Source organism: Streptomyces sp. NPDC006372, from assembly GCF_040612515.1.
Taxonomy (GTDB): Bacteria; Actinomycetota; Actinomycetes; order Streptomycetales; family Streptomycetaceae; genus Streptomyces.
This window is the reverse complement of the sequence record NZ_JBEXQJ010000006.1, coordinates 184,395-196,763: the sequence shown is the minus strand read 5'-3', so window position 1 is coordinate 196,763 and position 12,369 is coordinate 184,395. Positions and strand designations below refer to the sequence as shown.

At 65.2% G+C, this 12,369-nt stretch carries 14 protein-coding genes; 5 read left to right on the top strand and 9 right to left on the bottom strand.

The window, feature by feature from the left end:
* Positions 1 to 141: 141 nt before the first annotated feature.
* The 4 genes from ABZ016_RS13725 to ABZ016_RS13710 form a co-directional block, all read right to left on the bottom strand.
* Positions 142 to 315: a hypothetical protein gene (locus ABZ016_RS13725; RefSeq protein ID WP_356916763.1), complete on the bottom strand. Its 174-nt coding sequence runs from the start codon at positions 313 to 315 to the stop codon at positions 142 to 144.
* A gap of 55 nt (positions 316 to 370) precedes the next feature.
* Positions 371 to 541, bottom strand: coding sequence for a hypothetical protein (locus ABZ016_RS13720; protein ID WP_356916762.1), 171 nt, complete (start codon positions 539 to 541; stop codon positions 371 to 373).
* An 85-nt stretch (positions 542 to 626) separates the two neighbouring features.
* Positions 627 to 797 (bottom strand): hypothetical protein, encoded by a 171-nt coding sequence (locus tag ABZ016_RS13715; RefSeq protein WP_356916761.1) that lies wholly within the window; start codon positions 795 to 797, stop codon positions 627 to 629.
* 45 nt (positions 798 to 842) lie between these two features.
* On the bottom strand, positions 843 to 1,016 hold the full coding sequence (locus tag ABZ016_RS13710) for a hypothetical protein (protein ID WP_356916760.1): 174 nt from the start codon (positions 1,014 to 1,016) through the stop codon (positions 843 to 845).
* Between the two features lie 240 nt (positions 1,017 to 1,256).
* Here ABZ016_RS13710 and ABZ016_RS13705 point away from each other — a divergent pair, with 240 nt between their 5' ends.
* From ABZ016_RS13705 to ABZ016_RS13690, 4 genes are all read left to right on the top strand, one after another.
* Positions 1,257 to 2,216 (top strand): ABC transporter ATP-binding protein, encoded by a 960-nt coding sequence (locus ABZ016_RS13705; protein WP_356916759.1) that lies wholly within the window; start codon positions 1,257 to 1,259, stop codon positions 2,214 to 2,216.
* Positions 2,213 to 2,977: an ABC transporter permease gene (locus ABZ016_RS13700; RefSeq protein ID WP_356916758.1), complete on the top strand. Its 765-nt coding sequence runs from the start codon at positions 2,213 to 2,215 to the stop codon at positions 2,975 to 2,977. Before ABZ016_RS13705 ends, ABZ016_RS13700 begins: the two co-directional genes overlap by 4 nt.
* A 249-nt stretch (positions 2,978 to 3,226) precedes the next feature.
* Entirely contained in the window at positions 3,227 to 4,264 is a 1,038-nt protein-coding gene (locus ABZ016_RS13695) for a histidine kinase (RefSeq protein ID WP_356916757.1), read from the top strand.
* Complete coding sequence (locus tag ABZ016_RS13690; RefSeq protein ID WP_356916834.1) at positions 4,258 to 4,866, top strand: response regulator transcription factor; 609 nt, start codon at positions 4,258 to 4,260, stop codon at positions 4,864 to 4,866. The genes ABZ016_RS13695 and ABZ016_RS13690 overlap by 7 nt, the downstream gene beginning before the upstream one ends.
* 659 nt (positions 4,867 to 5,525) lie before the next feature.
* On the opposite strand, the gene ABZ016_RS13685 is transcribed toward ABZ016_RS13690, so the two are convergent.
* From ABZ016_RS13685 to ABZ016_RS13670, 4 genes are all read right to left on the bottom strand, one after another.
* The gene (locus tag ABZ016_RS13685) at positions 5,526 to 5,927 is read right to left on the bottom strand and encodes a DUF6009 family protein (RefSeq protein ID WP_356916756.1); all 402 of its coding nucleotides are present in this window, start codon (positions 5,925 to 5,927) and stop codon (positions 5,526 to 5,528) included.
* Positions 5,924 to 7,444, bottom strand: a complete 1,521-nt coding sequence (locus ABZ016_RS13680; RefSeq protein WP_356916755.1) for a phage/plasmid primase, P4 family — start codon at positions 7,442 to 7,444, stop codon at positions 5,924 to 5,926. Before ABZ016_RS13680 ends, ABZ016_RS13685 begins: the two co-directional genes overlap by 4 nt.
* Positions 7,441 to 8,553, bottom strand: coding sequence for a bifunctional DNA primase/polymerase (locus ABZ016_RS13675; RefSeq protein WP_356916754.1), 1,113 nt, complete (start codon positions 8,551 to 8,553; stop codon positions 7,441 to 7,443). The genes ABZ016_RS13680 and ABZ016_RS13675 overlap by 4 nt, the downstream gene beginning before the upstream one ends.
* 582 nt (positions 8,554 to 9,135) lie before the next feature.
* The gene (locus ABZ016_RS13670; RefSeq protein ID WP_356916753.1) at positions 9,136 to 9,414 is read right to left on the bottom strand and encodes a hypothetical protein; all 279 of its coding nucleotides are present in this window, start codon (positions 9,412 to 9,414) and stop codon (positions 9,136 to 9,138) included.
* 485 nt (positions 9,415 to 9,899) lie between these two features.
* Between ABZ016_RS13670 and ABZ016_RS13665 the strand changes: the two genes are divergently transcribed.
* Positions 9,900 to 10,616 carry a hypothetical protein gene (locus ABZ016_RS13665; RefSeq protein WP_356916752.1) on the top strand — a complete coding sequence of 239 codons (717 nt, stop codon included), beginning with the start codon at positions 9,900 to 9,902 and terminating at the stop codon, positions 10,614 to 10,616.
* Positions 10,617 to 10,881: 265 nt separating this feature from the next.
* Here the strand turns inward: ABZ016_RS13665 and ABZ016_RS13660 are convergent, their stop codons facing one another.
* Positions 10,882 to 12,249, bottom strand: coding sequence for a cytochrome P450 (locus ABZ016_RS13660; RefSeq protein WP_356916751.1), 1,368 nt, complete (start codon positions 12,247 to 12,249; stop codon positions 10,882 to 10,884).
* Positions 12,250 to 12,369 lie beyond the last annotated feature (120 nt).

Below are 12,369 nucleotides of genomic sequence, written 5' to 3'. Positions count from 1 at the left end.
GTCGGCCGCAGACGGCTTCCACGACGAACCCGGCGAAGGGCCGGGGGCCGACAGCGCGGGGCCACCCCGTTCCACCAGGACGGTGTGGATGACCCGAGAGCGCATGGTGGCGCGCCATGGACGGGCCGATGTTGCGCCAGATCAGCCGATGGCCTTGCCGAGGGCATAAGTGGCGACGGCGACCCCGATCGCGGCGCACGGGGTCACCAGCACGGGACCGCCGTGGTCCACCAGCACGGTGCCCTTGGTCTGCTCGCTTGCGACCTCGTCGAGCCGTGCGTCGTCGTTCAGGTACGCGGTGATCTCTTCCACCATGCCTTCTTTCCTTGTTGTGACGCCGGACGGAACTCCTGGCGTGCGGCTTTCCTGATCAGCCGACGGCCCGGCCGACGGCGAATCCGCCGGCGAAGGTCGCGGCCGCTACGGCAAAGGGAGTGGCCAGAACCGGTTCCTGGCTGCGAAAGACGGTCCCCTCGACGTCCTCGACCTCGATGGCCACCATTTCCGCGTCCTCGTTGAGGTACTCAACGATGTCGTACATCAACTTCTCCTTTTTTCCGCTCTTGTTTTACTTCGACTGTTTCGGTCAGCCGCCGGACGGAACTCCTGGCGTGCGGCTTTCCTGATCAGCCGACGGCCCGGCCGACGGCGAATCCGCCGATAGCGGCCGCGGGCACTAGGGCAAAGGGAGTGGCCAGAACCGGTTCCTGGCTGCGAAAGACGGTCCCCTCGACGTCCTCGACCTCGATGGCCGCCATTTCCGCGTCCTCGTTGAGGTACTCAACGATGTCGTACATCAACTTCTCCTTTTTTCCGCTGTTGTTTTACTTCGACTGTTTCGGTCAGCCAGCGGTCTTGCCGACGGCGTACGCGCCGGTGACGAGGGCAGCGCCCGCGGTGAAGGCGAGTGCGGGAGTGGCCAGCACCGGGGACATGCCCTGCTCGATGCTGCCGGCGTTTTCCTCGGAGAGTTCCCCGAGGCCCTCAAGCTGCCTTACGAATTCTTCGCCGAGCATCTTGGCCTCCCTTGACGGGTACCTATGGTTTTCGCGGGAGCAGCCGCCGGGCGCCCGGCGGCTGCTGAGGAGAAATGCAAGCATCACCTAAAGGAGTGCGGTATGACGCAGATCACACCGAAAAGTGGAATTCATAATTCCAGGGCCATTACATTTGTCACTCGAAGCCGTGACATTTGTCAGGCAAAGTCATGAGGGATCTAATCGGCCGACGGCCATAATGGTCTGCATGATGGAGCCATGAATCCCACCCGTGATGTGATTGAGGTCACAGACCTTCGAAGGCGGTACGGCGACAAGGGCCCTGGTGGCTTCGACGCGGTTCGCGGAGTCTCCTTCAGCGTTGCCCAGGGCGAGCTCTTCGCGCTCCTTGGCACCAACGGCGCCGGCAAGACCTCCACCGTTGAGTTACTCGAAGGCCTGGCCAGCCCTACTGCAGGCTCCATCCGTCTCTTGGGGCACGACCCCTACCACGAGCGCAAGAGGGTGAGGCCGCGCACCGGAGTCATGCTGCAGCAAGGCGGGTTCGCCTCTGATCTCACGGTGACCGAAACCCTGCGCATGTGGAGCGGCTGCACCACTCAACCGCGGCCGATCACCGAGGCACTCACGATCGTGGGCCTGGACGACCGGGCGAACGTACGCGTCAAGAACCTCTCGGGGGGCGAGAAGCGCCGACTGGATCTGGCCTTGGCCACCCTGGGCAACCCGGAGGTGCTCTTCCTCGACGAGCCGACCACCGGGATGGACCCCCAGGGACGCCGGGAAACCTGGGAGATCATCCGCGAGCTGCGGGATAGCGGCACGACGGTCGTCCTCACCACGCACTACCTGGAAGAGGCCGAACTCCTCGCCGACAGCCTGGCCATCATGAACGAGGGCCTGATCGCGGCCTCGGGAACCGTGGCCGGCATAGTCGCCGCCCATCCTTCGATGCTGACCTTCCGGCTGCCGCCCGGTTTCAGCTCTGCAGACCTTCCCTCACCGCAAGACCTCCGCGCCACGGTTACCAGCGGGAAGGGCAACGCCGTCCAACTATCCACCACAGAACTGCAGCACACCACGACCGAAGCGCTGCTCTGGGCCCGCCACAAGGGCATCGAACTCGCCGAACTGAACGCCCGGTCCGCCTCGCTTGAGGAGGCCTTCATGCACATCGCCAGGCACGGATCCATGGAGACGGAGGCCAACCGGTCATGAACACGGCTCTCACCCATCTGACCGCTCTCGGCCGTGCCGAACTCACGCTGCTGGCCCGCAACAAGACAAATCTCTTCACCGTGCTGTTCGTGCCCGTACTGCTTACCGTCGCCCTGAAGCCCATGATGACGATGACGGGCCAGGCGGACGCGGGCAAAGAGGCAGGAGCGGTCCTGATCTCCATGTCCCTGGGCATCGTCCTGGTCATGGCCGTCTACAACACACTCACCCCAGTTTATGCGACACGCCGCGACGAGCTCCTGCTCAAGCGGCTGCGTACCGGTGAGGTCAGCGATGCGGTGATCCTCCTGGGCGCCGCTGTTCCCATGGCACTCACGGGACTCCTCCAATGCCTTCTCTTGGCGCTGGGGATCTCCTTCGTCGCAGACGTTCCCCCGCCGCAGGATCCGCACCTGGCGGTCCTCGGCGTCCTGCTCGGTATCGTCGTGATGACGGTGATGGCCGCGGCCACCTCGGCGATGGCGAGGACCGCCGAGAGCGCACAAGTCGCGATCATCCCAGGCATGATCATCTTTTTGATGGGCTCCGGGATGCTCTTCCCCCTCGAAGCGCTACCGCACCCGGTGCAGGCCGTCTGCACCTGGCTGCCCCTCACCCCCGCCATCGAACTGATCCAGACAGGCTGGAACGGCGAGAGCACCCGAGGCGAGGCAGTGTTGAACCTCATGATCGCGTCAACTTGGAGCGCGCTGTCGGTCCTGGCGGTCAAAAGGTGGTTCCGCTGGGAACCACGCAGCTGAACCATCGGCTCCACCGACCGGCCGGTTCATGCCCAGACGCGACACCAGGAGAACGGACGTATGGGACAGAAAACCGAACCATTCAGAGTCACTGCTGCTCGGCAACACCGCACCTCGATACAGCGCGTCACACGCTCCACCCGGTGGGCTCTGTGTGCGATTCCTTGGTTTTTTCTCCTGTCCTTCGCCGAACCCGTTACCGAAAGCCTCAGGAAAGAACCGGTCTCCGCGGCGCTGTTATGGGCCGTGGTGGCCACGTTCGTCGCGCAGGCAGTCTCCGCCACCGTCGTCCTGGCGCACTGGATCGGCCACCGCGGCACCCGTCGCGGTCTGAGCGCGGCAGTCGTCGTGCTCTCCTGCCTCCAACTCGCCGTCATACCCGTGCTGTACCGCCTCGGCTGGCACGCCGAGGCCGACGCCGTGGGCTCCTACTGCATGCTGGCCGCCTCGCCGCTGGCCGCAGTCCTCAACACCACCACCGTGCGTACCTTCTCGGCGTCCGGCGCGGCCGTGTGCGCCTACGCCCACGTGGCCGTGGTGATAGTCGGCTCCTCCCTCCACAACGCCTTGCTGACCGCTGCGGCCGTCGCCGCGATGTGGCTGCTGATCGGCCTGGCCCTGCGCTCCTCCGTCTGGTACCTGTCCGTCATGTGGCAGCTCGACGCGGCCCGCGAAGCCCAGGCACAACTCGCGGTCGCCGAGGAACGGCTAAGATTCGCACGCGATCTTCACGACGTCATGGGCCGCAACCTCGCCGTCATCGCACTCAAGAGCGAACTCGCCACGCGCCTCAACGAGGCCAACGATCCCCGGGCCGGCGCCGAGATGGCGGAAGTCCAGCGTCTGGCCCGGGAGTCGCAGAACGAGATCCGTGACGTCGTACGCGGCTACCGGACCACAAACCTCACCAGCGAGCTGGCAGGGGCCCGCTCCGTCCTCCAGGCTGCGGGAATCGCCAGCACCGTCGAGAACGATCTGCCATCCGGGCTGTCCCACGAGGCCCAATCCGTGCTCGGATGGGCCATCCGTGAGGGAGTCACCAACATTCTCCGCCACTCGGACGCGCGGAACTGCACGATCCGAATCGCGGGCAACGACGGTACGGAACTCCTCATCATCAACGATCGGGCTCACTCCCCCGGTTCACAGGCCGGTACTGGACTAAGCGGCCTCGCCCAGCGCTTGGCACCGCTTGACGGAACCCTCGAGCACGGTCCAAGGCCTGACAACACGTACCGGCTCATGATCCGCCTTCCCAGTCCCATCGAGCAGAAAGCGTCATCGTGATCCGTATCCTGCTCGCTGATGACGAGCACCTCACCCGCGGCGCACTCGCCATGCTGTTGGACCTCGAAGAAGACCTGCACGTGGTCGCCGAGGCCTCCACCGGCTCCGAAGCGGTCGCCAAAGCCCGCAAGCACCGGCCCGACATCGCCGTACTCGACCTGCAGATGCCACAGAAGGACGGTATCGCCGTCGCCGCATGGCTACGCGAGGCCGTGCCGGATTGCAACCCCCTCATCGTTACCAGCCACGGTCTGCCCGGTCACCTCAAGAGGGCGCTGGAAGCGGGAGTGCGGGGCTTCGTGCCCAAGACCGTCTCCGCCCAGGACCTCGCCCAGATCGTGCGTACCGTCCACGCGGGGAGCCGCTACATCGATCCTCTCCTGGCCGCCGATGCGATCAGCGTCGGAAACTGCCCTCTGTCCCCCCGCGAGGCCGACATCTTGACGCTTGCTTCCGACGGTGCCCCCATCAATGAAGTCGCCGAGCGCGCCGCACTGTCCGCCGGCACTGTGCGCAACTATCTCTCGTCCGCCGCCAACAAACTGGGCGCCGAAAATCGCTATGGAGCCATCCACATCGCCCGTGAGCGGGGCTGGATCTGATGAGACCACGGCTGTGCCCTTGTCTTCGGCTCACCGCTCCTTCCCCGCACCGCGCCGAGATTCTGGCACTCCATCCAAGCCGAACAGGACGGGCGTCGATGTGGAGCGGATCCCTCGCTCGGCGTCTCGGCCATGTGGTCTGCAACGACGCGTTGAGATAATTCCCAGCTGTGCGGTGCTGCCGGGGTGAGGAGGCGGGCGGGAATGCACCTGATCCTGCACATTGCGCACCGCCCCTGCCCGGCGTGTACTGTGCGTGGCCTCTACTCCGCCGGATCCGCGCGTCTGCGCCATGCGCCCCGAGAACGCGATGATTCCAACGTGGCCGGAGACAGGACAATAGAAATGGATACGGCGGGTCGTTGCCGTCCACGCATGGTGAGACCCGGGGTACCTACCGATACGTTGTGGGGTGTTTCGTCAGTGCTCTGTCACCAGTGTCACGACGAGCTGCTCGTCGTCACGGGCTACGCGTTCAGTCTTGCAGCTGTCACTCGCGGCACGTGCCTGCCTACCGATCAATCTCACGCGTTCCGGGCTGCCGCGTAGGCTCGCCCCTGGCCCGTGTCGAACCCACTCGGCACGGGCCACCTCAACCTCGAGAACAGAGATGCTGGTGAGGCTGGTCAGGGACGTGGACCGGTCGGTGCGGTCGCAGATTACAGCGGCAGTTGTATGCCGAGTTCCTGCATGGCAGCCGAGGGTGGGCCACCTTCGGAGCGTTCGGTCTTGTAGCCCTTGACGCGGGGCTCGAGGGTGCGCGGGTCGACGGCTTCGGCGGGTGCGCTCTTGGCGTACAGGCCCTCGGGCTTGCTGTCGCGGTCGTGGGGCAGCAGCCAGAAGACGCGGCGGCGGAAGGTGCCGGAGGCCCGGGAGGGCTTGGCGTCGGGGCCCAGGATGGCGTAGCCGACCATGCGGCCGTCGCGGTGGTAGGCCGGCTTGCCTTTACGGGTGGACAGCCGGTCCAGGCTCTGGCGGACGTAGTCGAGCTGGTCGGTGTCCTCCAGCCACACGATCTCGGATTCGTGGCTGATCTCGTCCGCGCTGATCAGGGAACTCATGAGTCGGTGTCCCTCTCGTCGTCGGTGAGCAATCCGATGCCCGGGTAGTGCTTGCGCTGATTGGACAGGATCATCTCCTTGGGCGAGGCCAGTCCGACGAGTTCCCGGGTGCGGGAGGCGAAAGCGCGCGAGGACATGACCAGTGCGCCTTCATTGTTGCACCAGGCCTTGTAGGCGGAATAGAGCGCCGTTTGCTCGGCGCGCAGGTCGGGGCCGAGGCGGCAGCACTCTTCGTAGAAGCGGCCGGTGTGGTCCTCGGTCTCGGCGTAGGCGGTGGTCGCGATGCGTACCCGTTCGGGACCGGTGAGGTCGCGTGCGCCGGCCAGGTAGCGTCGTGCGCCGTCGATGAGCCAGCTGAGGATGCCGGGGCCTTCTTCCGTGACGAGTATGTCGGCCAGGTTGTCGATCTTGCGCTCGTCGGGGACGATCCGTTCGAACGGGAGCAGGCGCATGCGGCGCCAGAACGCGAAGCCGCCGGTGCCGACTTCGGGACGGGTGTTGCCCAGCAGCCAGAGCTTGTGGGTCGGCTCGAAGCTGAAGGGGTCTTGGCGCATACGGCGTGCTTTGATGCGGTCGCCGCCGGTGAGCAGTTTGACCCGGGCCTCGTCGAACTTGTCGCCGGGCTTGATTTCCGAGCAGACGTAGATGCGGCGGCCGTGGAGTTCGGCAAGATCGGTGGGGTGGCCTTCGAACGGCTTGGCCATCAGGAAGCCAGGCGGGGCTGCGTCAGCGTAGTCGCCGAGCAGTTTCATCGTGACGTCAAGGAGGACGCTCTTGCCGTTCTTTCCCTTGCCGTAGAGGAAGGGGAGGATCTGGGCGCCGACGTCGCCAGTGATCGAGTATCCGAGCAGTAGGTGCAGGTAGTCGATCATTTCTTGGCCTTCGGTGTCGTCGCCGAAGGTATCGGTCAAAAAGCGCAGCCAGCGCGGGGTGGGCATGTACTGGGGACCGACGGTGGTGGAGCGGGAGTGGAAATCTTTGGTCGGGTCGGGGGCCGACAACAACCCGGTTCGCAGGTCGACGACTCCGCGGGGAGTGCACAGGGCGTATGGGTCGGCGTCCAGGTGGTCGGGGTTTAGTGACATACCGGGCGCCGATTTGGCCTGGGCGAGCATGGCGTTGATGCCGGTGGTCGAGAGAGCTCGGCGGCGGTGCTTTTCCAGGGCGGTGGTGGTGAAGCGGCCACGGGGATCATGGGTGGCGATGTTCTCGGCAAGGTCGCCGGCGGCCCACAGGACGGTGTCGTCCTCGTCCATCTGCCAGCGGGTGGTGTCCCATCGGAACCAGCCGATCCTGGAGATGTGTCGGTAGTCGGAGGCGTAGAGCTTGACGAAGAGTTTGGCGTTGCCACGGTCCGTGAGGGTGTCGGGCAGCAGGCCGTTGGCGGTCGCTTCGCCCAGTGGCCTCTCCGTGGCGGCTTGGGCGGGGACCGGCACGGAGGCGGCCTGATGACGGATCTGGGCGGCGACGGCTTCGGGGTCGAACTCGAAGAGCGTCTCGTTGCGGGGCGACGTCACGAGCGCCTCCCGCTGGAGTGGAGGGGTCGTTGCATGCCGGCGGCGAGGCCGCTGCGGATAATCTGTTGGATTCGCATGTCCTGACCCGGGCGGACTGCGGCTGCGGTGTCTTTGAGGGTTTGTTCGGCTTCTTGGGGGAGGCGGCCGGCTGCGATGAGGCCGCCGAGGGTGAAGGCTGCGCGGTTGAGGGCGTCGGAGAAGCCCGCGCCTTCGGAGACCTGGCCGCAGGCTTCGACGGGGGCGAGGATCGAGGCGAGGGTGTTCTCTGCTGTCTGACGGCCGCCGCCTGCAGCCAGAACCGCTTGTTGGGCGCGTGGTGGGACAGGCCGGGGCGCGGGGATGCTGGGTGCAGGAAGGTGTCCGGTGCGGTCAAGTTCCTGGGCGAGCCATAGGGGCAGGGCAGCGGGCTCGCGAGTGTCGCCGAGGGGGGTGTAGGTGCCGTGGTGGGTGGTGGTGCCGGGGGCGACGATGTAGCTGCCGTGGGCGCGGATGTCGACCTGCCAGGCGAGGGCGCGTCCGGGGGTTGAGCCGACGGAGGAAAGCCATTGGCGGTTGCTGGTGGCTCGGTACCAGACGTGGAGTCCGCCTGAGGGGGTGCGCACGCGCAGGGTGTTGGTGTCTTCGGCTGGGCTGTTCTGTCCGCGGAGGGCAGCTAGGACTGCGAGGGTGTGGAAGCCGGTGGCCAGGCCGGTGAGGTCGACATGGTCGCCGACGGGGATGCCGGGCAGGATGCGGTCGCGGGCGGGGGGCTCGGCCTCGTGAGCATCGATATCGATGACGATGAGGCGAGCTGGGCCGCAGGAAACGCCGATGCCGAATGCGGGGTTGTTGCCCCACCACTGTTGGATGCGGTGCTGGTTGAGGGTTGCTGCGTAGAAACTGTGGCACCAGCGGCCGGCTGGCAGGCAGGGGCAGTCGCTTGGGGCGTGAGTGTTCGTGCGGCAGTTGCTGCAGTTCCCTGGCGGGGTTTTGTGTCCTGGGGCCAGGGGGTGGACGGGCCAGCCCCGGCGGGCGCACCACTGTGCTGTGAGGAGGCTCGGGGCAGCGACTGCAGCGTTGGGCATAGAGAGTTCTGAGTCGCTGTGAGAAAAGCGCAGCTCAGCAGGCATGCACACCCCCAATCAGCGACCGAAGCGACTCAACGACGGACATAGACTAGCGAACATAGCTGGTGGGGTCGTGTAGCACATGCGGAACATCCGTAGCACCGTGCTTCCGGTGCGGCCTGGAGGACTGACTCTCAGCGACCTAACAGCGAGCACAGCGACTCAGGGCCGTTCAGTCGCTGTTACCAGTTCAGAGAAGAAAGCCCAGGTCAAGGGGTGCTTGTGAACCCACTTAGCGACTGAAGCGACTGAAGCTTTCGATATATCACGCACACGCACACACCCTACGGGGCTCACATATGCCAAGTCTGAGTCGCTTCAGTCGCTGCATGCTAGCAACCACCCACCTGACCTGCGGTTCCTTCCATACGCAGTAGCGACCGTAGGTACCTTCAGTCGCTGACCGTTGAGTCGCTGCCCTGCCAGCCAGCGACTCAAGCGATCAAAGCCCGGCAACCAGTAGACCTACCCCGACGGGAGACTCCGTCGCCAGTCCGAGCCAAGTGCCGCCTTTGCGTGACTTTCGCTTCGCCGCAGGCGTCGGTTTGCGATGAAGGGTCGTTGAGGGAGCTGTAGGTCAGTGGTCTAAGTGGCGCCTCGTTCGTGTACCCGCTGCCGGGCCCGGTCGCCGATCCTGCGGATCCCGCCGCGGGTGCTGTTGAGCGTCCGGGAGACAGCTGCGATCAGCTGCATAGACTCGCCGAACTGGTCGAACAAGTCGGTGTTGTTCGGTGTCCAGGCCCCGTCCGGGGCGTGTTCGTTCGCGATGGTGCGGCAGGTTGCGAGCAGCGTCGTCATCAGGCGGTGGAATTCTTCGACGTCGGCCTGCGTGAAGTCCTCGGTGTGCAACTGCGGCGTGATCAACAGGTCCTCCTGTGGGCTACCGAGGGGCTGAGAGGAGGGGATGGCGTGCGCGTGGCGGGCACCGCAATAACAGTCCCTTCGGGCCTCGACGGGAGCCCGTTCAGTGGTGGCGGGCTCATGGACGGGACATGAGGCGAGAGACAGGCCAGGGCATCTTGGGAATGTGGTCCTGGCATCTTGTCTCTCCGTCCGGCGCTCGTCCTGTTGTTTGCTCCTGCGGGCACATGTTCTCCGCTCCCAGCGAAGAACATGTGGTGACGTGATCTTGCGCTTCGCGTCAAGGGCGAGCCTGGGTGCATGGTGCGATCTTCGGTCGGGGTCCGATCCTGATGGACCTGAAGCGAAAGTGTCAATGATTGTGATCGATTGTGGCTCTGGGAGGGGTGAGACCCGTACGATCTCGGCCAGCGCCTCGGTTGCACGGGGCACCCGTCGGGGTAGCCTCGTTGAGCCCCGTCCTGTCTGGCCAGCAATGGAGAGTTCAGGTGAACAGTGCGGCTGATGAGCCGGCAGCGATAGAGGGTGCGCATGCCGCTGCGGCACAGTCGGCGGCGGCAGCGGAGGGCAACGAGCTTGCTGAGCTGCTCGGCGAGCTGCAGAGGTTGGAGCAGCTTCTACCGCCTGCGGCACGCGAGCACTTGTCTCGCCTCGTGGCCCCGGAGCAGGTCACTCATGCCACCGGCATCTATCCGCCCGAGCGAGTGACGGCTCTCTTCGAGGGGGCTCCTCCAGAGTGCAACGAGTCGAAGGAAGCCGCTCAAGCCCGGATCGTTGAGCGTTTGAGGTTCCTCCGGAGCACGCGTCTGAAGCAGCCGAAAGGTCGTAGGCCGGGATCTCGGGATCTGCGGCCTTTCACACCAGGCGAGATCGCCAAAGGGCTCAAGGGTGTCACCGTCCCGAGGGCAACGGTGTACTACATCTTCGACGAGGGCCGGATTTCGGGTACGGAGACGATCGCCGCCATCGAGCGCTTCTTCGGCGTTCTACCTGGCTGGAGCGCCTACACCGAAGAAGAGGCGCTGACCCAGTTCCTGCGCCCAATCGTGCGGCAACTGGACGTTCTTGACCAGATCGCTGGGGCGCGCGCACGCGGAGTCACGAAAGTTGCGGCCCGCAGCACGGAAGACCTACGCGGAGATCCGAACGCGATGCGGGCGATCTTCAGTGCCTTCATCGCCGCGAATAAGGATGGGGCTGACTAGACCTGTCTTGAGCAGCAGTGGGGCGGCGGCCCCACTGCTACTCGGGCGTCTTACCTGGACCTCGATGGCTTCAGCTTGTCCATGAGTCGCGAGCAAGCCCGGCCGAGCGCTGTGAGCCGGGCGACGCTCGGTGGAACCGAGAGAGGGAACATGTGGGACGGTCCTTCCTGATCTGATCCTGGGATCGAGTGTGTCTTCCCTTGTCGACTGCGGCGATACCACTTCCCGTTGATCCGGGCCCGTTCTTGCCTGCGTGTGTGAGGGGTCAGGTGGCCTCTGGCCGTGTGTATTCCTCTCGCGGCTGCACGGTCATGACCAGGGTTCTGGGCCGGACGGTGGCCCGGGCTACGGGACGAACGGTTAGGCCGGCGGAGAGGCCGAACCGGACTCTGCGGACGATCGTCGCGATCGCGGTGATCAGCTCAGTGAGCGCGAAGTGGTCGCCGATGCACTTGTGCTTGCCCGCGCCGAATGGAAGGAACGCCCCGGTGGGCGACGGCTGGGCGCTGTCCAGCCAGCGATCGGGATCGAACGCCAGGGGATTGGGGAAGAGCGTGGGGTCTCGGTGCAACGCGTGTTGGCAGTAGGCCAACTCAGTGCCGGCGGGAAGGGTCCACTCCCCCAGGCGGATCTCGGTGGTTGTCCTGCGGGTGACAAGCCATCCGGTGTGATGCAATCTCGTGGCTTCGGTCACCACACGCCGCAGATATGGGAGTTGGGTGACGTCGGCGAAGTCGATGGGACGCTCGCCGAGGACCTCGTGCAGTTCGTCCAGGACCCGGGCTTCGATATCGGGGTGCCGGGCAAGCTCGTACAGGATCCAGGACAGGACGCTGGCGGTTGTTTCCGTACCCGCTACGGCCAGCGTGAGTATCTCACTGCAGATCTGGTCGGTAGTCAGCGGCTCGCCGGTGTCGGGGTCAGTGGCCCGCAGCAGCAGTGAGAGCATGTCGCCGGTGTCGTGTCCGGTGGCTTGGAGGTCGTCGACGGCCTGGTGGATGGTGGCCCGTACGGCGTCCCGTGATTCGTTGAAGCGTCGGTTGAAGGGAAGCGGCACTCGCTCGGCCCAGTCGGGCAGCATGATGCGTGCGCCGACGCCGGTCATCACCACGGAGAGGTCGTGGCGCAGCCGACGGAAGGTCTCCTCGTCGAGGCTGTCGGAGAACACGGTCTTGGCGAGCATGTCGAGCGACAGTTTGACCATGGCCTCGCGGACGTCGAGACTTTGGCCGGGTTGCCAGGTGTCGGTAGCGGCGGTGACTTCGTTGCGCATGATGTCGACGTAGCGGGCGATCTCGGAGCGGGCGAATGCTGGCTGCAACTGGCGCCGTTTGCGTACGTGTTCCTGTCCGGCGGCGGTGACCACGCTGTCGCCGAGGATGTGGCCCATCTTTTCGAAGAAGCGGCCTTTGTCGAGTGTGGGGGCGAGGTCGACGAGCATGGTGCGGATGAGGTCGGGGTCCTGGACGACGATGGTGCGGGTGCCTGGCTGCAGGGTGATCTCGACCAAGGGGCCGTAGTCCTCGCGCAGTGAGGCGATGAAACCGAGGTTGTCGCGCATGAGCTGTATCGCGTGACCGAGTAGCGGAAACGATCCTGCCGCTCTGGGTATGGGGGGCGGTACGAGCGTCACGGGGCGTCATGCTCCCTTCACAGTGAACACAGCCCTATGGCTTCCCAGTTCCTTCCCGGGTGCAATCCACAAAGATGCGTGTGCTGCGCCACGCGGCTCCAGCGGTTTGGGGAGCTGAAT